This is a genomic window from Glutamicibacter creatinolyticus, from assembly GCF_006094275.1.
Taxonomy (GTDB): domain Bacteria; phylum Actinomycetota; class Actinomycetes; order Actinomycetales; family Micrococcaceae; genus Glutamicibacter; species Glutamicibacter creatinolyticus.
Window position 1 is genome coordinate 3,230,763 of the sequence record NZ_CP034412.1, and the last position, 21,215, is coordinate 3,251,977.

21 protein-coding genes and 1 pseudogene are annotated in these 21,215 nt (G+C 64.8%); 8 read left to right on the forward strand and 14 right to left on the reverse strand.

Annotation, left to right across the window (positions count from 1 at the left end):
* Positions 1–216: 216 nt before the first annotated feature.
* A complete protein-coding gene (locus GcLGCM259_RS14810; protein WP_138927091.1) occupies positions 217–1,650 on the forward strand; it encodes an L-lactate permease in 1,434 nt (477 codons plus the stop codon).
* A gap of 38 nt (positions 1,651–1,688) precedes the next feature.
* Here the strand turns inward: GcLGCM259_RS14810 and nrdF are convergent, their stop codons facing one another.
* The 7 genes from nrdF to GcLGCM259_RS14845 all read right to left on the reverse strand — a co-directional run bounded on the left by nrdF (position 1,689) and on the right by GcLGCM259_RS14845 (position 9,626).
* On the reverse strand, positions 1,689–2,714 hold the full coding sequence (gene nrdF / locus GcLGCM259_RS14815; RefSeq protein ID WP_138927092.1) for a class 1b ribonucleoside-diphosphate reductase subunit beta: 1,026 nt from the start codon (positions 2,712–2,714) through the stop codon (positions 1,689–1,691).
* Between the two features lie 84 nt (positions 2,715–2,798).
* Entirely contained in the window at positions 2,799–3,281 is a 483-nt protein-coding gene (nrdI, locus tag GcLGCM259_RS14820) for a class Ib ribonucleoside-diphosphate reductase assembly flavoprotein NrdI (protein WP_138927093.1), read from the reverse strand.
* 510 nt (positions 3,282–3,791) lie between these two features.
* Entirely contained in the window at positions 3,792–4,208 is a 417-nt protein-coding gene (locus tag GcLGCM259_RS14825; RefSeq protein ID WP_138927094.1) for a cupin domain-containing protein, read from the reverse strand.
* Positions 4,209–4,236: 28 nt separating this feature from the next.
* Positions 4,237–5,046 carry an IclR family transcriptional regulator gene (locus GcLGCM259_RS14830; protein ID WP_138927095.1) on the reverse strand — a complete coding sequence of 270 codons (810 nt, stop codon included), beginning with the start codon at positions 5,044–5,046 and terminating at the stop codon, positions 4,237–4,239.
* A 76-nt stretch (positions 5,047–5,122) separates the two neighbouring features.
* Positions 5,123–6,421 (reverse strand): MFS transporter, encoded by a 1,299-nt coding sequence (locus GcLGCM259_RS14835; protein ID WP_138927297.1) that lies wholly within the window; start codon positions 6,419–6,421, stop codon positions 5,123–5,125.
* 333 nt (positions 6,422–6,754) lie between these two features.
* The gene (locus GcLGCM259_RS14840; RefSeq protein ID WP_138176015.1) at positions 6,755–8,116 is read right to left on the reverse strand and encodes an MFS transporter; all 1,362 of its coding nucleotides are present in this window, start codon (positions 8,114–8,116) and stop codon (positions 6,755–6,757) included.
* Between the two features lie 256 nt (positions 8,117–8,372).
* Positions 8,373–9,626: a M24 family metallopeptidase gene (locus GcLGCM259_RS14845; RefSeq protein WP_138176017.1), complete on the reverse strand. Its 1,254-nt coding sequence runs from the start codon at positions 9,624–9,626 to the stop codon at positions 8,373–8,375.
* Between the two features lie 17 nt (positions 9,627–9,643).
* Between GcLGCM259_RS14845 and GcLGCM259_RS15320 the strand changes: the two genes are divergently transcribed.
* Complete coding sequence (locus tag GcLGCM259_RS15320) at positions 9,644–9,823, forward strand: hypothetical protein (protein ID WP_175419465.1); 180 nt, start codon at positions 9,644–9,646, stop codon at positions 9,821–9,823.
* Between the two features lie 109 nt (positions 9,824–9,932).
* On the opposite strand, the gene GcLGCM259_RS14850 is transcribed toward GcLGCM259_RS15320, so the two are convergent.
* Positions 9,933–11,723, reverse strand: a complete 1,791-nt coding sequence (locus GcLGCM259_RS14850) for a BCCT family transporter (protein WP_425459787.1) — start codon at positions 11,721–11,723, stop codon at positions 9,933–9,935.
* Position 11,724: 1 nt separating this feature from the next.
* Entirely contained in the window at positions 11,725–12,516 is a 792-nt protein-coding gene (locus GcLGCM259_RS14855; RefSeq protein WP_138927096.1) for a creatininase, read from the reverse strand.
* 223 nt (positions 12,517–12,739) lie between these two features.
* Here GcLGCM259_RS14855 and GcLGCM259_RS14860 point away from each other — a divergent pair, with 223 nt between their 5' ends.
* Positions 12,740–14,233: a PucR family transcriptional regulator gene (locus GcLGCM259_RS14860; RefSeq protein WP_175419466.1), complete on the forward strand. Its 1,494-nt coding sequence runs from the start codon at positions 12,740–12,742 to the stop codon at positions 14,231–14,233.
* 47 nt (positions 14,234–14,280) lie between these two features.
* Here GcLGCM259_RS14860 and GcLGCM259_RS14865 read toward each other — a convergent pair whose 3' ends face one another.
* A complete protein-coding gene (locus GcLGCM259_RS14865) occupies positions 14,281–14,940 on the reverse strand; it encodes a GntR family transcriptional regulator (RefSeq protein ID WP_138176023.1) in 660 nt (219 codons plus the stop codon).
* Between the two features lie 152 nt (positions 14,941–15,092).
* Here GcLGCM259_RS14865 and GcLGCM259_RS14870 point away from each other — a divergent pair.
* The 3 genes and pseudogenes from GcLGCM259_RS14870 to GcLGCM259_RS14880 form a co-directional block, all read left to right on the forward strand.
* Positions 15,093–15,716: pseudogene (locus tag GcLGCM259_RS14870) on the forward strand (PLP-dependent aminotransferase family protein); the annotation flags it as partial.
* Between the two features lie 381 nt (positions 15,717–16,097).
* Positions 16,098–16,868, forward strand: coding sequence for an SDR family oxidoreductase (locus GcLGCM259_RS14875; protein WP_175419467.1), 771 nt, complete (start codon positions 16,098–16,100; stop codon positions 16,866–16,868).
* A gap of 105 nt (positions 16,869–16,973) precedes the next feature.
* On the forward strand, positions 16,974–17,381 hold the full coding sequence (locus GcLGCM259_RS14880) for a nuclear transport factor 2 family protein (RefSeq protein WP_171021204.1): 408 nt from the start codon (positions 16,974–16,976) through the stop codon (positions 17,379–17,381).
* Positions 17,382–17,409: 28 nt separating this feature from the next.
* On the opposite strand, the gene GcLGCM259_RS14885 is transcribed toward GcLGCM259_RS14880, so the two are convergent.
* The 4 genes from GcLGCM259_RS14885 to GcLGCM259_RS14900 all read right to left on the reverse strand — a co-directional run bounded on the left by GcLGCM259_RS14885 (position 17,410) and on the right by GcLGCM259_RS14900 (position 19,026).
* Complete coding sequence (locus GcLGCM259_RS14885) at positions 17,410–17,859, reverse strand: SRPBCC family protein (protein ID WP_138176516.1); 450 nt, start codon at positions 17,857–17,859, stop codon at positions 17,410–17,412.
* 84 nt (positions 17,860–17,943) lie between these two features.
* Entirely contained in the window at positions 17,944–18,189 is a 246-nt protein-coding gene (locus GcLGCM259_RS14890; protein WP_054821247.1) for a hypothetical protein, read from the reverse strand.
* 73 nt (positions 18,190–18,262) lie between these two features.
* Positions 18,263–18,730, reverse strand: a complete 468-nt coding sequence (locus GcLGCM259_RS14895) for a MarR family winged helix-turn-helix transcriptional regulator (RefSeq protein WP_138927098.1) — start codon at positions 18,728–18,730, stop codon at positions 18,263–18,265.
* A gap of 53 nt (positions 18,731–18,783) precedes the next feature.
* Positions 18,784–19,026, reverse strand: a complete 243-nt coding sequence (locus GcLGCM259_RS14900; RefSeq protein ID WP_054821246.1) for a hypothetical protein — start codon at positions 19,024–19,026, stop codon at positions 18,784–18,786.
* A gap of 141 nt (positions 19,027–19,167) precedes the next feature.
* On the opposite strand from GcLGCM259_RS14900, the gene GcLGCM259_RS14905 reads away from it, so the two are divergent.
* Both GcLGCM259_RS14905 and GcLGCM259_RS14910 read left to right on the forward strand, forming a co-directional pair.
* Complete coding sequence (locus tag GcLGCM259_RS14905; protein ID WP_138927099.1) at positions 19,168–20,199, forward strand: tellurite resistance/C4-dicarboxylate transporter family protein; 1,032 nt, start codon at positions 19,168–19,170, stop codon at positions 20,197–20,199.
* A 9-nt stretch (positions 20,200–20,208) separates the two neighbouring features.
* Complete coding sequence (locus tag GcLGCM259_RS14910; RefSeq protein ID WP_138176510.1) at positions 20,209–21,213, forward strand: pirin family protein; 1,005 nt, start codon at positions 20,209–20,211, stop codon at positions 21,211–21,213.
* Positions 21,214–21,215 lie beyond the last annotated feature (2 nt).

Sequence of the window (21,215 nt, forward strand, 5' to 3'; positions counted from 1 at the left end):
GCCTGACCATCCCGGCCGTGCACGCGTCCAACCCCCAATGCCACGCGTGCACGGCCGACCCTCAGCCTGCGCACGCCTGGCCCGCCGCGGATGATAGCTTGAGCCCATGCCCACACCGTCCCCCGCCCGAGCCCGACCCGCCCGCCAAGCCCACGGTGGCGAAACGCGCGTCCGGCCGGTGGCCGGGCAACCGGAACGGCGCCCGGGGGTGGGCCGTTGCTGAACTTCACGGTGGCGTTGGCCCCGATCGTGCTGGTCATTGCCCTGCTGGTGCTTCGCGTCTCGCCGACCCGGGCGGCGCTGGCGGCCCTGGCCACCGCCGTCATCGGCACCTGGCTCGCCTTTCCGCTCTCCTCCCCGGCCGCGCCCGAGGTCGGCACGGCCATGGGGCCAACCACCCTGACGGTGATCTTCATTCTGCTCGGTGGGGTGGGACTGACCGAGGTTTCCGCCCGCAGCGGCGGACAGGCGGTAATTTCCCGATGGCTGCGGGCCACCGAAACCTCCGGGGACCGGCTGACCACCCTGCTGCTCATCGCCCTGGGGGTCACCCCCTTCACGGAATCGGTGACCGGCTTTGGGCTGGGCGTGGTGATCACCGCCCCGCTGCTGGTCGGCTTCGGGCTGAGCCCGGCGCGCGCGGTGGTTACCGGAATGCTGGGATTGGTGTTGGTGCCCTGGGGATCGCTGGGGCCCGGTACCCTGGTGGCCGCCGAACTGGGTCAGGTTGACTTCACCGGCCTGGGCGTGTGGAGCGCGGTGCTCAGCCTGCCGGTGCTGGTCATCAACGCGGCCCTGATCATCGGGCTCAACCAGCGCCGCATCGGCTGGGGGCAGGCGGGCTTCGTCGTGGTGCTGCTGCTGGGTGAATGGCTGGTGCTGATCGCGGCGAACTACTTCTTTGGCCCACCGCTGGCCGGGGTGCTGGCCAGCGGCTGGGTCATCGCGGTGACGCTGTGGCGGCTGCGCCGTGGTGGGCCGCTGCCCTCGATCTGGCGGCTGGGCCGGGCGCTGCTGCCCTACGCCATCCTGGTGGGCGGGCTGGTGTTCTCAAACCTGGCGGTGGCCCTGGCCGGTGGGAGCGGGAAGATCGCGACCAACCCGGCGCTCTGGCTGAACCTCACGGTCCTGATCACCGTGCTGCTGCTGCGCTGGCCGCGCAGGATGCTGCACGAGGTGTGGCCGGTCATCTGGGGGCGCTGGCAGAGCGTCGCCCTGGTGACCTTGCTGTACGTGCTGCTCGGATCGCTGATGTCCGCCAACGGCATGGCCGAACAGCTGGCCAGCACCGCCGCGTCCCTGGGCGGTGGCTTCACCCTGCTGGTGCCGCTGATCGGCGCGCTGGGCGGCTATTTGACCGGCTCCAACACCGGGGCGGCGGCCATGTTTTCCACCGCCACGGTCACTGCGGCGAACCAGCTGGGCAGCAGCCCGCTGATTCTGCTGGCCGGGCAAAACGTGGCCGGCTCGGTGGCGATCATCGCCTCCCCGCCGCGGGTGGCCTTCGCGGTATCGGTCACCTATCCTCCCGGGCAGACGCTGCCCGCCTCCGGGCAACGCCAGCTTCTGGGCGCGGTGGGGCTGCTGGTTGTGGTGCTGGCCGCGCTCCTGCCGTGGGTGGCCGCCCTGGCCCCCGGCGTCGGAGAATAGCGGCTAGGGCCGCCGGGCATGCCAGGCGGCCCTAGCCGCTAGAATTCCCAATCGGCGTCGTGGGTGTCCTCGGCGCGTCCAATGATGTAGGAGGAGCCCGAACCGGAGAAGAAGTCATGGTTCTCCTCCGATCCCGGTGACAGCGCCGCCAGGATGGTGGGGTTCACCGCGGTTTCCGCGGCGCTGAACGGTGCCGGGTACCCCAGGTTCATCATCGCCTTGTTGGCGTTGTAGCGCACGAAGACCGCCACGTCATCCATGAGCCCCAGCGGCTCGTAGAGCTGGGCGGAATAGCGCAGCTCCAGCTCGTAGAGGTCGTGAAGCAGCTGTTGTGTGAACTGGTGCATCTCGCGTTGGCGCCCCGCGTCCTGCTCGGCGAGGCTGCGCTGGTACTTGTACCCGGAATAGTAGCCGTGAATCGCCTTGTCCCGCAGGATCAGCCGGATCATGTCCGCGGTGTTGGTCAGCGTGGCATGCACGGAGTAGTGCAACGGCAGGTAGAACCCCGCGTAGAGCAGCAGCGAGGAAAGCAGCGTGGAGGCCACCTTTCGCTTAAGCGCGTCCTGCCCGTAATAGTGCGCCATCACGGACTTACAGCGCTGCTGCAGCAGGTCGTTGTCCACCGCCCACCGGTAGGCCGCATCGATTCGCGGGGTGTCCGAGAGCGTGGAGAAGACGCTGGAGTAGGAGCGGGCATGCACCGACTGCATGAACGCAATGTTCGTGTACACCGCCTGCTCGTGTTCGGTGCGCCCGTCCTGAATCTGGCAGATCTCCCCGACGGTGGCCTGCAGGGTGTCGAGCATCGTCAAACCGGTGAACACCCGCATGGTCTGGGTGCGCTGCAGCTCGCTGAGGGATTTCCAGGCCGGCAGGTCGTTGGACAACGGCACCTTTTCCGGCAGCCAGAAGTTGGCGGTCAACCGCAGCCAGACCTCCAGGTCCTTCTCGTCCTGCACGCGGTTCCAGTTGATGGGCCGGAGCCGGGCCGCAGGATTCCTGCGGTATTCCGGCGGGGTGACCGATACGGTGCTCAGCTCCGGTTCGAGCAGTCGTTCTTGCATGGGTGGTTGGCCTTTCTCGGTGGGGCGGTGGACCGGCGTGATGGGTTCCGGTCCGTTGTCGACAACGTTGCTGACGCCCGCGGTTCAGTCCTCGGGGTCAGTGGGCTGGGTGCTCCAGAACAGGGCGAGTCCCTCGCGGACCCGCGCCACATCGTGGGGCGTGCCCAGCAGCTCAAAGCGGTAGAGCTCCGGAATGCCGCACTTTTCGGCCACGACGGTGCCCGCCAGGCAGTAGTCCTGGCCAAAGTTCGTGTTGCCGGCGGTGATGACACCGCGCAGCAGTGACCTGTTGCGGGGGACATTCAGGAACTGGGCCACCTGTCGGGGCAGCGCCCGGGACCGCGAGCCACCCCCGTAGGTGGGCACGATGAGTACGAAGGGCCGGTTGACGTGCAACATGCCCTCCAGCCGCGGCCGCAGGGGGATACGGGCCGCCGGCATTCCCAGTCTTTCGACGAAACGCCGCGTGTTCCCCGAGACGCTGGAAAAGTAGATGAGGTTGGGGGAGTCTTCCGGAGCCAGATCGGGCGGGGAAACGCGGCGGTCGGGGGTCGCTCTGAGCGTCATTGAAACCTCCGTGGTTGCAGAACATCGGGACCCAGGACGGGCGGTGCGCATCTCACCGCGACGCACCTCAAACATTCTTGCTTAAAGTTTTGATTAAGCCAACTTAAAAGTTTGACCCATCAAACTCATGCGCGAAGGCCCGGTGTGGAAGGGGGAGGGCATCAAAGAGCGACGGGAGGATTCGGTGGTCTTGGGCCGTTCGGGAAGGGCGAAACCAGGCGCGGACGGGTTGCCCGGCAAGAGGCCACACGCAGTGGTGCGTATGGCACGGATGAACGCGGCGCCCCACGGGAAGGGGAAGCGGCTGACAGAGGGTGCAGCCCCGGATGTGGGTCTAGGACCCAAAGACGGAGATCGACGACCAAGCCCGCGGGGTCCGCCCAGCTGATGGGGCGTCCCACCTGCGATGGCGTGCTGGCTGGGAAGCGAGGCGCACCATTGGAAAACCGGGCCAAGGTGCCCTGCCGCGGTGCGCAAGGCGCGGGCGGCCCGGGTAATGCGGTGTTTGGCCTAGGTTGCCCGCGGGGGCCGGTTGCGCAGCGCGCCGTCCTTCCGGTGGGAGCCGAAGGAGGAAAGGTCAAAGCTGGCCGGTGGACCCCACACCACGAGCACCCGCAGGTCGCCCTGCCCGATGTTCTTCAGGTCGTGCGGCACCCCCGAAGGGGCCAAGACGCTGTCGCCGGGATTGAGCAGATGCAGCTGATCGCCCACCCGCATTTTGGCGCTGCCCTCGATGACCTGATAGAACTCCTCCAGGGGCAGGTCTTGGTCGTGTGCGTGGAACCCCTCATGGCCGCCGGGCGGGATGATCCAGGTCTGGATGGCCACTGCCATGCCGGTGTTGCCGCCAAAATGGTGCTGCAGGCGCATACTGCTGCCGCCGTGCAGCTGGTAGTCGAATTCGTTCTCACCCCGGGCTTCGAACATGGTTCCTCCACATCGTTGGCGGTGCGTCTCAGGTTCCGGGCAGGTGTCCCAGACGCACGCTGACTTCGGCTGCTGCCCGCATGGTTTGGCGTGTCAGGTCCTGCAGAACCTCGGTGCTCACCCGATAGTAGGGAGCGGCGATCATGACACATGCCACCAGTTGGCCGCGGTGGTCGAAAACCGGTGCCGCGACGCCCACCTCATCCTGTGACGTTTCCCCGTAGTTGATGGCGAATCCCGCTTCGCGGGCCGACTGCAGGCGTTTGAGGTATTCCTCGGTGTCGGTTTGCGCGGGAAGGCTGATAGCTCCGGAGTCGATCAGCTCCAGGGCCTGGTCCCGGGTTTCGTGGGCCAGGAACATCTGCACGGTGGCGCTGAGCCCGGTGGCGTAGCGGCTGCCCATCACGGAAGTGTGCTTCACGTTGCGCTTGGAGGGGATCTGCTCCACGGACACCGATTCGCCGCCGTCCCAGATGTTGAGCACCGCGGTTTCCCCGCTGCGCTCACACAGCTCGTTGAGCACCGGGTAGGCCACCCGCCGCACGTTCAGGTTCGCCAGCAACGGCCCGGTGATGGCGATCAGGCCCAACCCCAGGCGGAACTTGCGGGTTTCCTGGTCGCGTTCCACGATCCGTTCCTGCTCCAGGGTGGCCAGGATCCGCGAGACACTGGACTTGTGCAGTCCCACCTCCGCGGCAATGTCGGTGACCCCGACCTCCGGCCGCTCGGTGGTAAAGCAGCGCAGCACATCCACCACGTTCACGATCACCGAGGCGCCGCGCGAATCGCTTCCCGGGGTGCGTGCTCTGCTGCTCGACTCCTTGTTTACCGCGGTCATCACTTCTCCTGGCTAGCTGAGGGTTCCTGACTCAATATCCTAGGCGGTGCAGTGGCAGGTTCCCCGGCGATGATCCTCAGGTCAGTGGCTTGCGGCTGGTCTCCACGGAGCAGGCGACGGCGATCAGGGAAACCACGGCCGCGGCCATCAGGTACCAGCCCGGGGCCAGCAGGTTGCCGGAGGCGGCGATCAGCAGGGTCGCCATGAACGGTGCGGTGCCGCCGAACAATGCGTTGGACAGGTTGAAGGAGACCGCGAAACCGGAGTAGCGCACGCGGGTGGGGAACATTTCGGCCAGATAGCTGGGCAGGGTGCCGTCATTCAGGGTCAGCATGGCTCCCAGGGCGATCTGGACCAGGATGATCAACAGGAAGTTGCCGGTGTCCAGCAGCATGAACGCCGGCACGGTGAACAGGACGAACAGCACCGAGGCGCTCATCAGGACCCGCTTGCGCCCGAACTTGTCCGAAAGCATGCCGGTGATGAAGATGAAGCCGATGTAGGTCACCAGCGCCACCGTCGTGGCCAGGTAGGAACGAGTGGCGTCCAGGTGCAGCTCTTCGGAGAGGTAGGTGGGCATGTAGGAGAGGATGACGTAGAAGCCGACCGCGTTCAGCAGCACCGCACCGGCGGCCAGCAGCAGGCGCCGCCAGTGCTCGCGGAACAGCGAGCTGACCGGAGAGGTCGGGGCGTCGTTTTCTTCCTCGGCCATTGCCCGGAAAGCAGGGGAGTCCTCCAACTTGGTGCGGATGTAGCGTCCAATCAGGCCCATCGGTGCGGCCAGGAGGAAGGGCAGCCGCCAGCCCCAGGACTCCATCTGATCCGCCTGGAGCAGGCCCGTGAGCAGGGCTGCCATCAGCGATCCGAGCAACAGGCCCGTGGCGGTGCTGGCCGGAACCACCGCGGCGTACAATCCGCGCCGGTTCGCCGGGGCGTATTCGACCAGGAAGGCCGCCGCGCCGGCATACTCACCGGAGGCGGAGAACCCCTGGACCAGGCGCAAGGCCAGCAGCAGGAGCGGGGCGCCGATGCCGATGCTGGCGTAGCCCGGCAGCAGGGCGATGCAGAAGGTGGCCCCGGACATCAGCAGGATTGACCAGCTCAGTGCCTCCTTGCGACCAATTCGGTCGCCGAGGTGTCCCCACACGAATCCGCCCAGTGGACGGACCAGGAAGGAGATGGCGAAAACACCAAAGGTCATCAGCAGGGCCAGTTGCCTGTCGTCGCTGGGGAAGAAGACCGCCGCGATGGTCACTGCCAGGTAGCCGTAGGCGGCATAGTCGAACCACTCCACGAAGTTGCCGATGAAGCTTGCGGCGACTACTTTGCGCCGGGTGGCCCCGTCAATGGCTCCGTTTCCCGCGGCATCGGCCACGGAAGCTGAAGAGGAGGCCGGGTTGCGGACGGCCGAGGCCGTCGGGTTTGGTGTTTTGAGTTGGTCGTTCTGGGTCACTGTCCACCGCCATCGGTAGGTTTATCAGTTGCGCCTATCGCAACACTGTTGCTTAACGCTATGTGTGCCGTGCCTCACAGTCAAGAAGTTTCCCGTGGTTTTCCATTCGGTGGACACCGCGGCAGAGCGTGAAGTGCGCCGCACCTGGGTCCGCTCCCCGGGGAATGCGGCCGGGCGTTCTTGGCCGCTGAAAAGGCGAACTGCGCACCGCCGGCTGGCGGTGCGCAGTTCGGATGCGAATTGAAATGGGCGTGCTTAGGTCAGTGGCTTGCGGCTGGTCTCCGCGGAGCAGGCGACGGCGATCAGGGAAACCACGGCTGCGGCCATCAGGTACCAGCCCGGGGCCAGCAGGTTGCCGGAGGCGGCGATCAGCAGGGTTGCCATAAAGGGTGCGGTGCCGCCGAACAATGCGTTGGACAGGTTGAAGGAAACCGCGAACCCGGAGTAGCGCACCCGGGTGGGGAACATTTCGGCCAGGTAGCTGGGCAGGGTGCCGTCGTTCAGGGTGAGCATGGCGCCGAGCAGGATCTGCACGAGGATGATCAGCAGGAAGTTGCCGGTGTCCAGCAGCATGAACGCCGGCACCGTGAACAGGACAAAGAGGATCGAGGCGCTCATCAGGACCCGCTTGCGCCCAAACTTGTCCGAAAGCATCCCGGTGATGAAGATGAAGCCGATGTAGGTCACCAGCGCCACCGTGGTGGCGACGTAGGACGCCGTCTCATCGAGTCCCAGCTCCTGGGACAGGTAGGTGGGCATGTAGGACAGGATGACGTAGAAGCCGACCGCGTTCAAAAGCACCGCGCCGGCGGCCAGCACCAGGCGGCGCCAGTGGTCGCGGAACAGGGACTTGACCGGCGCCTTGATGACCTCGTCCTCCTGAGCCAGCTCCTTGAAGGCCGGCGAGTCCTCCAGCTTCGTACGGATGTAGCGTCCGATCAGGCCCATCGGGGCCGCCAGCACGAAGGGAATGCGCCAGCCCCAGGACTGCATCTGTTCTGCATCCAGCAGGCCGGTCAGCAGGGCGGCCAACAGTGAGCCGAGCAGCAGGCCGGTGGCGGTGCTGGCCGGAACCACCGCGGCATACAGTCCGCGCCGGTTCGCCGGGGCGTACTCGACCAGGAACGCCGAGGCACCGGCATACTCGCCCGAGGCGGAAAAGCCCTGCACTAGGCGCAGGAGCAGCAGGATCAGCGGGGCCGCGATGCCGATGCTGGCGTAGCCCGGCAGCAGGGCAATGCAGAAGGTCGCCCCGGACATCAGCAGGATTGACCAGCTCAGCGCCTCGCGCCGGCCAATGCGGTCGCCAATGTGACCCCAGACGAAACCGCCCAGTGGACGGACTAGGAAGGAAATCGCGAACAGGGCGAAGGTCATCAGCAGCGCGGTCTGCGGTGCGGATTCGGGGAAGAAGACCACCGAGATGGTCACCGCCAGGTAGCCGTAGGCCGCGTAGTCGAACCACTCGACGAAGTTGCCGATGAAGCTCGCGGCAACGACCTTGCGCCGGGTGGCGCTGCCCACGCCACCGGGGTCTGGGCGCTGTTGTCCGCTGAGTGTCGGGCCCAGGTCGGCCTTCGCCCCGGGCACGCTGGATTGCGAATTTTGATGATTCATTGTGGAAACCGCCAAGAGAACTGGAGTGAAAGTTGCAGTGAACGCAACACGGTTGCATTAATAGTAGATGTGGTACACATCACTGTCAACGGATTCCGGGGCGCACTTCAATGACATTTCTGAATGGCCGCTTTCCTGCTTCGCTGAGGCGGGGAGACGGCTGGTTGCGCGGGGAAAAACACTGGCGTTAAGCACGGGTAGCGGCCTGGGTTCCCGTGGGAACCCAGGCCGCTGCCCGTGTGGTGGGTGGTGCCGACTAGGCGTCGATGATGTTGTTCTCCGGGCCGAAGCCGAACTTCGTGATGTTCTCCGCGCCATCTTCGCCCACGACCAGGATGTCGTGCTCGCGGTAGCCGCCGGCCCCCGGCTCGCCATCCATCACGGTGATCATCGGCTCCATCGACACCACCATGCCCGGCTCCAGGACGGTGTCGATGTCCTCGCGCAGCTCCAGGCCGGCTTCACGGCCGTAGTAGTGCGAAAGCACTCCGAAGGAGTGGCCGTAGCCGAAGGTGCGGTTGGGCAGCAGGCCGTGGGAAATGTAGATCTCGTTCAGCTCGGCGGCGATGTCCTTGCAGACCGCGCCGGGCTTGATTAGCTCCAGGCCGCGCTTGTGGACCTCGACGTTCACATTCCACAGCTGCAGGCTGCGCTCGTCGGGCTGACCCAGGAACAAGGTGCGCTCCAGTGCGGTGTAGTAGCCCGAGGTCATCGGGAAGCAGTTCAGCGACAGGATGTCCCCGCGCTGCAGCTTGCGGGTGGTGGCCCAGTTGTGGGCGCCGTCGGTGTTGATGCCGGACTGGAACCACACCCAGGTGTCGCGCACTTCGCGGTGAGGGAAGGTCCTGGCGATCTCGTGCACCATCGCCTCGGTGCCGATCAGTGCCACCTCGTACTCGGTGATCCCCTCGCGGATCGCGGCCTTGATGGCCTCACCGCCCAGGTCGCCGATGCGGGCGCCGTGCTTGATGACCTCGATTTCCTCGGCGGACTTGATCATGCGCTGACGCATGGCATCCTGCGAGACATCCAGCAGCTGGGCGCCGGGGAACGCATCCTGGATGCGCTGGCGGGTCAGGCCCGGCAGGAAGTCATCTTCCACGCCGATGCGGGTCGCCTTTACCCCGTCACGCTTGAGCGCCTCCTGCAGTCCGTAGAAGAAGTTGTCACGCTTCCAGTCGGTGTACACGATGTTCTCGCCATAGCTGGTGCGCCACGGCATGCCGGCATCGATGTTCGCGGTCACGGTGGTGGAGTTGTTCGCGGTGACCACCAGCGCGTAGTTGCGTCCGAACGTGGTGTACAGGAAGTCCGAGTAGTACTTGATGCCGTGGTAGCTGGTGAGGATCACTGCATCCAGCGACTTGGCCGCCATGATCTGGCGCAGGCCCGCCAGGCGGCGCTCGAACTCCGCGTCGGAGAAGGTCAGCTGCTGCTTCGAGCCGTTGTGCAGGGTCTTCAGGCGCTCCAGCTCGGAGACATTGGTGGGGCTGTTTGAGGTCGTGGTCATGGTCGACTCCTATGTCTATGAAGGTACTGCAGGAAAACTGGGTCAGCGTTGCCGGGAAGAAGCGCAAGAGAGAAGTTGCATTATCTGCAACGCTGTTGCATTCAGGTTATTTGTGGTCCGAGTCACTGTCAAGCAGTGTTCTTGTAGATTTTGTAGATCTCATTCATCGCCGGCCTGACAAGGGCGTTCCGAAGTAATGTGACGCCGGTTCCGCGCCCCGGGGCGATGCCCGGCGGGTGCGGTTCGGTTGCATCGAGGCTCGGGCCTTCGCCCGGGTGCCGGGGAAGTGCCCAACGGACGAGGACCTTAGTCCGGGTCGCCGGACGCCGAGTCGGGGCCATTTGGGTCCCGCCGGAGGGGCCGCTTCTGGGTTCGCGAGCGCAGCAGCGCGCCCGAACCGCTGGGGTCAGCGGTGAAGATCAGCGACGGGTCGGGATTGTTGATGTCCTTTTCCAGCTGCTTGATCGCCTTGTCGCGCTTGAGCAGACGTCGAATCAGATTGACGATCATCAAGAGGATTACGAAGGAGAACGGGAATGCCCCAATGATCGTGCCGGTCTGCACCGTATCGACGACCGCCGTGCCGCCCAGGGTCAGCAGCACCGTGGCCACGGTGGCGATGGACAGCACCAACACCACCCGGAAGATGGGCCCGGACTTGTTGGGCGCCGAAACAAACTCGCTGAGCGCATAGATCCCCGAATCCAGGGAGGTGACGTAATAGGTGGCCACCAGGATCGTGGACACCACCAGCAGGATCGTGCCGATCAGCGGCACATGGTCCAGCATCGCGAACAGTCCCGCAGAGGTGTCGGCGGCTACGGCGGCACTGATGCCGCGCTCCGCGCGGTCGTCATAGTAGATGGCGGCCGAACCGATCACGCCCACCCAGATCATCACGATCAGCGTGGGGATCACCGTCACCCCCAGGACAAATTCGCGGATGGTGCGGCCCCGGGAGATGCGGGCGATGAACCCGGCGACGAATGGCGAGAAGGCAATGACCCAGCACCAGATGAACACCGTCCACCAGCCGTTCCAGCTGTCCTGCCAGGTGCTGAGGGGATTGGCGGTGCTTCCCGCATCGGTCCACAGGCTCATGTGAATGAAGTTCGACATGAAGCTGCCGAAGGTCTGGGACAGGTTGGACACGATGTAGAGCGTGGGTCCAAAGATGAATACCGCGCCCACCAGGATAATGCTGAGGATCGAGTTCAGGCTCGATATGCGCGCCATCCCCTTGTTGATGCCCACGATCGCGGAAATCGCCGTGATCCCGGCGAACACCGCGATGACCATTAGCCACATCATCGGGCTGGAGGTGATTCCGGTGAAGGAGGTGATCCCGGAACTGAACTGCAGGGCCGCGAACCCGAAGGAGGTGGCCAGCCCCAGCACCGTGGCAATGATGGCCAGCAGCTCAACTACTACGCCGGCGCCGCGCTGCGACCACTTGGGCAGGATGTCGACGGTGGCCTCCCTGAAGGTCAACGTCTTGCCCAGGTTGTGGTGCGAATAGGCCAGGCAGACCGCCACCACGCAGTACATGGCCCACGCCGTCAGGCCCCAATGGAAATAGGTCCACACGATCCCACCCTCCGCGGCGCCCGTTGCGCCGGCGGGAATGACCGGGTTCTCATCGCGCAGCATGATCGGTTCGGCAACCGACCAGAAGATCAGCCCGATGCCCTGGCCGCAGGCGAACAGCATGGAATACCAGGCAAACTTGCTGTGCTGGGGTTTCGCCTTGGGCCCGCCCAGACGGATGCGCCCCACCCTGCTGAAGGAAAGCCAGATGCAGACAATGACCGCGAATGCCGAATACAGGATGAACAGCCAAGTGAACTTCCCGGTCACCAAGGTTCGCAGGTCGGAGATCACCGTTGAGGCGCCGGTGGGGTTCAGCAACACCCACAGGATGACCGCGCCGATGAGCAGCGGGGGAATGGTGCGGATCAGCAGGCGATCCAGCGGTGGAATGATGCGCCCGACAAATCGCGGCACCTCAACTTCCCTGTGCGCCGACGAGCTGCCCATCTCCTGGGGGTCCTCGGTTTCCAGGCGTCGTTGCTTCCGGTCGGCTTCGTTGATGGACATGCTATTTCACTCCGATGGGAAAGGTCGGTTGCAGCTCGATGTGCAGGGAGGTGGTAATGGCTCCGCTGATGGCCTCCAGCAGGAGCCGCCCGCGCGCGGCCGTCGCGCCCTTGGCGCTGGACAGGCATCCGCTGGCGGGGGTGCGCCCCGGGTCTTCGGGAAAAATGTCGTAGGGCGTCAGGACGGCGGGTGGATGATCGACTACCCGATCCATGTCAACCAGTTCCGGATGCAGCAACAGCATGAGCGATGTTTCCAGCACACCGCCGTGCTCGATGTCCCATCCCAGGAAACCGTCAGGGAAAACCTGGGCCAGGGTGTGCTCGTCCACGAAATCCCAGTAGGACATCAGCACCCCGCGGGAACCCGAGCCCTGGCGGCCCGCCCGGGCGACCGCGTTGTCCAGACCCTCATAGAGGAACTGGTAGTTCTCAAAGTGCCCGTTCAGCACGATGACGTTACACGCCCCTTGGTCGATGAAGGACGAGACCACATCGTCGATCATGCCGGTCAGCGCGGCTGCTCCCAGGCTGGTGGTCCCAAGCCGGTGGTTCCCGCCCCCGGAACGGGGCTGCGACTTATAGCCGTAGGAGAACTCCGGCGCCACCAGCGCGCCCACCTGCCGGGCCACTTCGGCGGCGATGGCCCGGGAAAGCATCGCATCCACGCCCAGCGGCAGGTGTGGCCCGTGCTGCTCGGTGGCGCCGGTGGGAATGATGACAGTCGACCCCTCGCGGGATAGGAACTGGGCGTAGCTTTCTGAGTCCAGGTTCTCTAGGAATACAGCGGACATCTATGGCTCCTAACTGCTTCGCGGACACAAGATTGGGCGGGATCCAAGGGACGGGAAGAGGATGGGCCAGGGCTTGCGTCGATGTGTTGCCCTCAAGCCTAGGGAGAGTAATGTGAGCCGCGATACACTCACACTGTTGCCGTTTCGAGACTTCGGGGTGACAGACCGACACTTGCGGCCGAGGCCAGGCACTGTGGATCTTCCTGCCGCGGAACGAGGAAACATGTTTGTCGCACTAACGGAAATCCTGCGGGACCAGTTGTTCCAGAGCGCCCAGCCCCTGGCCCTGGCCGGCGCCGAGCAGGTCGCCACCACCAGGGTGCGCTGGGTGCATCCCAGCGAAGTGGTGCAAGTCGGCGGCCTGCTGCACGGTGATGAACTGTTGCTGACCACCGGCGCGGCCCTGCTGGGGTTGCGGATCGAAGCCCAGCACGCATACTTGCAGTCACTAGTGCAGCGCGGGGTAGCCGCCCTGGTCATCGAGCCACCCGCAGATGGACCGACCATCTCCGCGAAGTTCATTCAGCGGGCCGAGGAGCTGGGGTTGCCGTTGTTCCGGCTACGGGCCACCGTGCCCTTTGTTGAGTTGGCCGAGAAAATCAACCGGCAGATCGTCTCGGAACACGCCGCAACCCTGCAACAGGCCGACGAAGTCTCCCAACGCCTCGCAAGGCATATTGCCTCGGCGGGGCCGAACCTAACACCCCTGCTGGAGATGATCGCCTCCGCGCTGCGGGTCCGGGCGACGATGGAGGATCTTTCCGGACAGGTCATCGCGGAATCCGGGCCTGAGGGCCAGGAAGATGAGCAAGGGGCCGGCGCTGTTGCCACGGACTTGTTCGTCGGGGCCGACGTGGCGGCGCGACTGGTGCTCTACAGCAAAATCGGAACCGCGCCGGAGCAACTGGAATTGGTGGCCCAGCGGCTGGGAAGCATTGTCAGCCTGGCCTTTGCCCAGCACTACCGTCCTGGACGCCTGCAGATAGCCGACACCTCGCTGTTGCGGGCCATTGTCAGCGGGGCCGGCACACATTTCATTGTCGAGCGGGCCCGACAAGCGCAGGTGCCGGAAAACCATCCGAGCTGTCTCATGGTCTTTCAGAGCTTTGACATGTCCCGCGTGCGCTCGGTGCTGGAAAACACCCTGCATTCGAGGTTCCCCTCCATTCGCACCTATCTGGAGGCCCATCGTCTCTATGCCATGGTCCAGTTGGACCCGCACGATCCGCGCGGAGCGCGGACCCAGCTGGTGCAGCTGCTGCGCGAGGCGTTGAGCGGCATGTCCGTCGAGTGCTGTGTCGGTCCGCTGGCTTCGAAAATTGCCCATGCCCGCTGGTCGCTGGCCGAAGCGCTGACGGTCGAGTCCCTGGCAAGCCCCTTCCCTAACGAGGGGCAGGTCCGCGACGCTTCGGATTATGCGTTGGAGCGGGTGCTTAAGCGTTTTACCGATTCGCAGGCGCTCAACGAGTTTATTGACGAGCAGCTGGGGCTGCTGATCGCGGCGGACAAGGCCAGGGGCAGCAGCCTGCTCAAGACGCTGGAAGTGTGGCTGGGGTCGGGCTGCAATTCCACGTCGGCGGCCAATCGGCTGTACCTGGAGCGGCAAACCATGCATAAGCGACTGACCAAGATCTTCTCGCTGATCGGTGGGGACCCACGGGAGACCGGCAGGATCCTGACCGTTCATCTGGCCTGCCAACTTGCTCTGCGCTTCTAGCCGGGCGGCCGCGGGGCAGCCTGCGAGCCCGGGCCGCAGGGTGGCGGTTAGAGAACGGCGCGTACCGTCTGTTCGAAGCTGACCACGTGTTCGGCGGCCAGTTGGGCTGCCTGCTCTTCGCATCCGTCCAGGATCAGCTCGATCAGCGTGGCGTGTTCGGAAATGTGAGCGTGAATGTCCGGTAACCGGTCCAGGACCATGCACCAGATCCGGGTCGCGAGGTTGTCCAGGCGCACCAGCGTTTCCTCCAGGTGGTGGTTCTGGGCGGCACGATAAATGAGCCGGTGCACTTCCAGGTCGTATTCCATCAGCTGGCGCCGGTCCCGCAATGGATCGAGCTGGCGGATCGCCTGCATCGTGCGGGTCAGCTCCTCGCGCAAGGCGCCGCCGCGATTCTCGGCCGCCCGCTGCGCGGCCAACGGCTCCAGAACCTGACGCATTTCGGAGATGGCGGCCAGCTCGGTGATGTCCACCCCGGTGGCGAAGGTCCCGCGGCGCGGGTAGGAGATCACCAGGTGGTCCACTTCCAGGCGCTTCAGCGCCTCGCGGATGGGGGTGCGCCCCATGCCGAGGTCGGTAGCGAGCAGCGCCTCGTTGATCGGGTCGCCGGGGGCGATGTCCATCATGATCAGGCGGTCGCGCAGAATCCGGTAGGACCGCTCCGCCATGGACTCACTGGCCACGGGTACCTCGGTTGTACTTGTCATCTTGGCGGCTCCCTTCACCTTCATTCTGCCTTGGAATCGTGCGGCTAAAAAATAATTCCCCAACCCATTGACGGGCTGTGAGTTAGATCATACGCTAAGACGCAGACATTGATATATCAGTTGTCGGCAATTCGTACACTTTGGAGGGATAGATGCTGGAAACCCAGTCACCCGTCGCAGAATCGCTGACCCAGTCGTTGGGTGAGCTTGATCCTGAGGTGGCGGCGCGGATTGATGCTGAGTTGGCGCGTCAGCAGCGTGGCCTGGAGATGATTGCTTCGGAGAATCATACGGCGCAGGCGGTGATGCAGGCGCAGGGTTCGGTGTTGACGAACAAGTATGCCGAGGGGTACCCGGGCCGCCGCTATTACGGTGGCTGTGAAGAGGTCGACGTGATCGAGACTCTGGCCATTGAGCGCGTGAAGGAGTTGTTCGGCGCGAAGTTCGCCAACGTCCAGCCGCATTCGGGGGCGCAGGCCAACGCGTCGGTGTATCACGCGCTGGTGCGTCCGGGGGATACCGTGCTGGGGTTGAATCTGGCCCACGGCGGGCATTTGACCCATGGGATGAAGCTGAACTTCTCCGGACGGTTGTTCAATATCGTGCCCTATGGGGTGGATGAGGCGACGAACCTGGTGGACATGGACGAGGTCGAGCGTCTGGCGGTTGAGCATTCCCCGAAGATGATCGTGGCCGGCTGGTCGGCGTATCCGCGCCAGTTGGACTTCGCCCGCTTCCGTGAGATCGCGGACAAGGTCGGTGCGTACCTGTTCGTGGGGAATCCAACCATTCCTGGGTCTCTTCCGGATCCCGGTCGGATAACTGATACGTCAGACCACTACGGATACCGGTGATCTGCTCGTCCGTGGCCCGGGCGCCCTCGGTGGCAGCCGGAGTGCCGGAGTGGCGGTTTGCACCCGTGGTCGGCGCGTCTTCAATGATGGTCATGGATACAGTCCTTCATGGGTCGAAGCGTGTTGGCTTAGGGTAAAACAACACGCTTAAACTTCCGCTTTATGGAAACTCTCTATCGCATACTAAGATTAAGTGAGTGCCCTCACAAGTCTTGGGATGAAACATGTGTCATTCATTCCGCCGGGTCCTACGGTTAAAGCCGAAGCCAACACACGTATTGCCAACACCCCAGGGAGCCATAGGTGACAACGAATCCGGTATCCGTTTCGGAAGAATCCCGCCGCACCATCATCATCACCGGAGCGGGCTCCGGCATCGGCCGGGCCAGCGCCCGCCTGCTGTTGAGCCAGGGGTGGAACGTGGTGCTGGCCGGACGCACCGAGGAAAAGCTGCACCAGGCGGCCGACGGAAATCCCCGCGCCCTCGCCGTGGCCGCCGATGTTGCCCAGAGCGCGGACGTCGCAGAACTTTTCGAGAAGGCCAGTGCACGCTTTGGTCGCATCCACGCCCTGTTCAACAATGCCGGGACCTTCGGGCCCGCCGTCCACGTCGGGGATTTGAGCGAAGAGGACTGGGACGAAGTCTGCGCGGTCAACCTCACCGGTGCCATCAACTGCGCCCGGCAGGCCTTTAATCACATGAAGGACCACGGTGGCGGACGCATCATCAACAACGGGTCCATCGCCGCCCAGGTTCCCCGCCCCCAGTCGGTGGCCTACGCGGTCACCAAGCACGCGATCACGGGGTTGACGCGCTCCATGGAATTGGACGGGCGCCCCTGGGGCATCACGGCCTCACAGATCGACATCGGCAACGCGGCCAGCGAGATCATGGATCAGCTGGGCACCTCCACCGGCGCCCTGCAGGCGGACGGCACGCGCAAGGTTGAGCCCACCTTCGCGCTGGAGGAAGCGGCCCGCGCCGTCGCATTTATCGCCAATGCGCCGGCGAGCGCGGCCGTTAACCAGCTGACCATTACCGCAGCGGGAATGCCCTACATCGGGCGGGGTTAAGCAAACCCGTCACAGGCCACTGCCGGGCGGGCGGGGAGCGGGCGTAGAGTGGGAACCTGGCTGCGGCCAGAAGCACTGACGCACAGCACGGCAAGGAGCACTTTTTTGACGTCCGACAACGCGGCTGCCACGCCCCTGGAAATCATTGAACCGGAGAACTGCGGCAATGCCCCGCGCGCCCAGGTCATTCGCGACCTGGTGGTCGCCGTGCAAAGCAAGGATGCCGAACACCTGGCGCAGTGGCTGGCCGATGACGTGCAGTGGGAAATTGTGGGCTTCCAGCGCCTGTCCGGTTTGACCGAGGTGCTCAAGTGGGTGACCAACGCCCGGGACAACACGCAGCTGCGGATCAACAGCATCCTTACCCATGGCCGGGAGGGGAGCGTGGACGGGCGGGTGACCAATGTACAGAACATTTCCGTCGCCTTTTGCTACATGATCCGTTTCACCAGCACCGCGAAAACGGCAAAGATCGCACAGGTGCGCAGCTACCTGGTCTCCCGGCCCATCTAGGCCGGCAGCTGCCGGAGGGACCCTTGGCTTAGAAGAACTGGCCCAGCAGGCCGGTCAGCTTGTCGAACGCCGATTCCCAGGCGGCGGTACTGCTGGCCAGCACCTCACGGGGCAGCGGGCCCTGGGTGAGGGTAACGATGGTTTGCCCGGCGAATTCCTTCAAGTCGATCCGGGTGTGAATTACCAGATCCAGCGTCATTTCATGCGGTCCGTCGGCGCTGACCAGGCAGGTGTACTCATCGAATTCGGTGATCGTGGCCTTCAACGGCACTTCCTGGGTGGGGTCCTGGTGCTGGTACATGACCAGTTCGTGGCGTCCGCCGACCTTGGGTTCCAGGACCACGGAGGATTCCTTGATCCCCCATCCGGCCGGACCCCACCATTGGGCGATAATTTCCGGTTCGCAGAACGCGGCCCACACGGCGGTGCGCGGCGCGGCAAAATGGCGGGTCAGTACCAGTTCGGTCATCTCATCCATGCCTTGAAGATTACCGCGTACTTCACCGCCACAGCGAGGTATCCGGTGTGCCGTTGGCCTCAGCGTCCGGAAGGACCCGGGGACTTAGCGCGGCTGCATGCGCGCCGCGGTCTGCACCGTCTGCGCATCCGCCTGGGTTCCGCGTGCTTCGTGGGCCCGCAGCACCTTGACCGCACGCTCCCATTTCACCCGTTCCCGCGGACTGGAGTGCACCGAGCGTTCCGCGGGGCCGAAAATCGTCAGGCCAGCGTACTTCAGGCGCCACAGGAAGCGGTATCCCAGGCTTAGTCCGGTGGTATCGGTGATGACGGGCAGTGATGACTCGTCCATGATTTCCCCTTTAGCTCTGCGCCCGATGCGGGCCTTACATCTATTGTAGGCAAATAATTGGGGCACCAACTAATTAGTCGGCGTTATCATCAGCACTTTGTGCCGCGCTGATCAACCGGGTCATCAGCCGCTGGATGTCATGCACATCCTGCTCATCCATCTGCAGCCGGCGCATCATCTGCACCGGGACCTGCAGGGCCTGTTCACGCAGCTGCGCCCCCTTTTCGGTCACCTCGATCAGGATGGCCCGCTCATCCTCCGGATTGCGTCGCCGGGTGACCAGCCCGTGGGCCTCCATGCGCTTGATCAGCGGGCTGAGGGTCCCGGGGTCCAGATGCAGCTGGGCGCTCAGCTCCCGCGCCCCGATCGGGCCCTGTTCCCACAGGGCCAGCATCACCAGGTATTGCGGATGGGTGAGCCCCAGGGGTTCAAGCACCGGACGGTAGGAGGAGATGACCGATCGGGAGGCCACTGCCACCGCGAAACACACCTGGTGCTCCAGCTTCAGCAGATCGTCCTGATTCAACTCCGCCTGTCCCACGTTCGGGCCTACTTCCTTTTTGATGATGCCGCGTGCCGAACCCGGCACCGGGGCTATTGCTCGAGCCGCGCCACCGTTTCAATGGTTTCCCCATCGGGCAGCGTGCCCCGGGCATAGTGCGCATCACGCACCTTGCGGGCCCGTTCCCATTTCATCCGCTCGCGGGGACTGGACCCGACCGAACGCTCGGCCGGACCGAACACGTACAGTGCGCAGTAGCGGATCCACCACCTGAGCCGGTATCCCAGGCTCAGCCCGGTGGTGTCGTGGACAATCGGCAGTGGTCTGTCATCCATGTGGGGCCATCCAGGGTCCTGTGCGGGCCGGGGCGGCCCTATATCCAGTGTAGGCTCACCGCGCGGTTGTGTGGGTGCAGTAACTTGGAAGATGCACCACTCGACCGCGGGCCGCCCCGCCACTTCACCTCAAGGAGATCCGTGAACGTCACGCCCAGCACCATCCCCGGCGCCGTCACTCACTGGATCGCCCACCAGTCCCCGGCCACCTTCTCCTCGGTGATGGCCACCGGGATCATTGGCTACGGGCTGGGTTTGGCCGGGCACCGCACCGTGGGCCAGCTGTTCTCCTGGACCGCGGTGGGCCTGCTGCTGATCCTGCTGGCCGCCCTGGTGGTGCGGCTGATCACCCACGGCCGGGCGATGCTCGCGGATCTGCTCAACCCCTCGGCCGCGTTCGGGTTCTTCACCATCGTGGCCGCCTGCACCGTGGTCTCCCTGGACCTTGGCGCCCTGGGCCTGACCCGCATCTCGCTGGGGATCGCCACCGCCGGCGGGATCCTGTGGGTGGGGCTGTGCTATGTGATCCCGGCGCTGCTGGTGCTCATTGAGCGTCCCGAACCGGGCATCGCGCACGCCAACGGCTCCTGGTTCCTGTGGGTGGTGGCCACCCAGGCGGTGGCCGGCACCTTCGCCTTCCACCCCTACATCTTCCGGCTGGGCAATATTGCGGCGCTGGCGATCTGGCTGCTGGGTTGCATGCTGTACCTGATGATCGCCACCCTGGTGACCATCCGGATGCTGCGCTACCCCAACCATCCCGAGACGCTCTCCCCCACCTACTGGATCTTCATGGGCGCCACCGCGATCACGGTGATGACCGGCTCCCAGCTGCTGTCCCTGGCCAATGCGGGGGTGCTGGAGCCGTGGCTGCACCCGATGATCGCGTTCACCTGCTTTGCGCTGCTCTCGGTGGGGGTCTGGTTCATCCCACTGCTGGTGCTCTTCGGATACTGGCGCCACGTGGTGCGCCGCCACCCGCTGCGCTATGAGACCAGCCTGTGGGCGATCGTCTTCCCGCTGGGCATGCTGGCCAGCTGCTGCCAGTTCCTGGGACGCGAAACCGATTTCCCGGCGCTGCAGCACTTTGGCCAGGGGTTCATCTGGGTGGCGGTGGCCGCCTGGGTGGGCACCACCGCGTTATGGCTAGGCATGCTGGTGCGGAGATCCTAAGCTGGGTGCATGAGCAACCTTGAGCAGGCCCCTGCGGAGATCGGCTGCACGAATGCCGAGCCGACCGAACAGGTCCAGATCCTGGAACCGCGCCCGGTGCCGCTGGGCGGGCCGCGCGCCATGACGGTCTACCGCACACTGCCGCAGAAGCAGCGCAGCCTGATCGGGGCCTGGTGCTTCCTGGACCACTACGGTCCGGACGATGTCTCCAAGAGCCTGGGGATGGCCGTCCCACGTCACCCGCATACCGGCCTGCAAACGGTGTCCTGGTTGTTCACCGGGGCGATCGACCACATGGACTCGGCAGGTTTCAAGGCCACGGTGCGTCCCGGGGAGCTGAACCTGATGACCGCCGGGTACGGGATCACCCATTCGGAATTCTCCACGAAGGACACCACCGTCCTGCACGGCGCCCAGCTGTGGGTGGCGTTGCCGGAGCATGCCCGCAACATGGAACCGACCTTCGAAAGCTACCGCCCCGAACCGCTGACCGGCCCGGGCTGGAGCCTGTCGGTGTTCCTGGGCACGCTGCGCGCCGAGGGGCAGGAATCCACCTCCCCGGTGAGCGTGTACACGCCGCTGACCGGCGCGGAGCTGACCCTTCAGGCGGGGGCCTCACTGTGCATTGAGGTGCCCGAGGGGCACGAGCACGGGGTCATGGTGGACACCGGCGCCCCCACCGTGAACGGCCAGGAACTGGGCCACCGCGACCTGGGCTATCTGGGGCGGGGCACCGGCGAACTGCGCATCCAGGCCGGGCAGGACCCGGTGCGGGTCATCATCATCGGCGGGGAGCCGCTGAACGAGCAGATCCTGATGTGGTGGAACTTCGTGGGCCGCACCCATGAGGAGGTGGTCGCCTTCCGTCAGCAGTACCAGGCGGAGATCGGCGCCGAGCCCGGGGACGCCTCCGAGGACCGCTTCGGCCCCTTCCCCAAGGACACCCCGGCCGCGCTGCCGGCCCCCACCCTGCCCACCGTGCGGCTGCGTCCGCGCGAAAACCCGCCGGTGTAGCG

What these genes read in the sequence shown, in the direction of transcription:
- GcLGCM259_RS14890 (WP_054821247.1), bottom strand. Translation starts at nt 18,189, where the DNA reads ATGGACGAGTCATCACTGCCCGTCATCACCGATACCACCGGACTAAGC.
- GcLGCM259_RS14885 (WP_138176516.1), bottom strand. Translation starts at nt 17,859, where the DNA reads ATGGATGAGATGACCGAACTGGTACTGACCCGCCATTTTGCCGCGCCG.
- GcLGCM259_RS14865 (WP_138176023.1), bottom strand. Translation starts at nt 14,940, where the DNA reads ATGACAAGTACAACCGAGGTACCCGTGGCCAGTGAGTCCATGGCGGAG.
- GcLGCM259_RS14850 (WP_425459787.1), bottom strand. Translation starts at nt 11,723, where the DNA reads ATGTCCATCAACGAAGCCGACCGGAAGCAACGACGCCTGGAAACCGAG.
- GcLGCM259_RS14825 (WP_138927094.1), bottom strand. Translation starts at nt 4,208, where the DNA reads ATGTTCGAAGCCCGGGGTGAGAACGAATTCGACTACCAGCTGCACGGC.
- GcLGCM259_RS14830 (WP_138927095.1), bottom strand. Translation starts at nt 5,046, where the DNA reads ATGACCGCGGTAAACAAGGAGTCGAGCAGCAGAGCACGCACCCCGGGA.
- nrdF (WP_138927092.1), bottom strand. Translation starts at nt 2,714, where the DNA reads ATGCAAGAACGACTGCTCGAACCGGAGCTGAGCACCGTATCGGTCACC.
- GcLGCM259_RS14845 (WP_138176017.1), bottom strand. Translation starts at nt 9,626, where the DNA reads ATGACCACGACCTCAAACAGCCCCACCAATGTCTCCGAGCTGGAGCGC.
- GcLGCM259_RS14840 (WP_138176015.1), bottom strand. Translation starts at nt 8,116, where the DNA reads ATGAATCATCAAAATTCGCAATCCAGCGTGCCCGGGGCGAAGGCCGAC.
- GcLGCM259_RS14900 (WP_054821246.1), bottom strand. Translation starts at nt 19,026, where the DNA reads ATGGATGACAGACCACTGCCGATTGTCCACGACACCACCGGGCTGAGC.
- GcLGCM259_RS14910 (WP_138176510.1), top strand. Translation starts at nt 20,209, where the DNA reads ATGAGCAACCTTGAGCAGGCCCCTGCGGAGATCGGCTGCACGAATGCC.
- GcLGCM259_RS15320 (WP_175419465.1), top strand. Translation starts at nt 9,644, where the DNA reads ATGAAGGTACTGCAGGAAAACTGGGTCAGCGTTGCCGGGAAGAAGCGC.
- GcLGCM259_RS14860 (WP_175419466.1), top strand. Translation starts at nt 12,740, where the DNA reads ATGTTTGTCGCACTAACGGAAATCCTGCGGGACCAGTTGTTCCAGAGC.
- nrdI (WP_138927093.1), bottom strand. Translation starts at nt 3,281, where the DNA reads ATGACGCTCAGAGCGACCCCCGACCGCCGCGTTTCCCCGCCCGATCTG.
- GcLGCM259_RS14855 (WP_138927096.1), bottom strand. Translation starts at nt 12,516, where the DNA reads ATGTCCGCTGTATTCCTAGAGAACCTGGACTCAGAAAGCTACGCCCAG.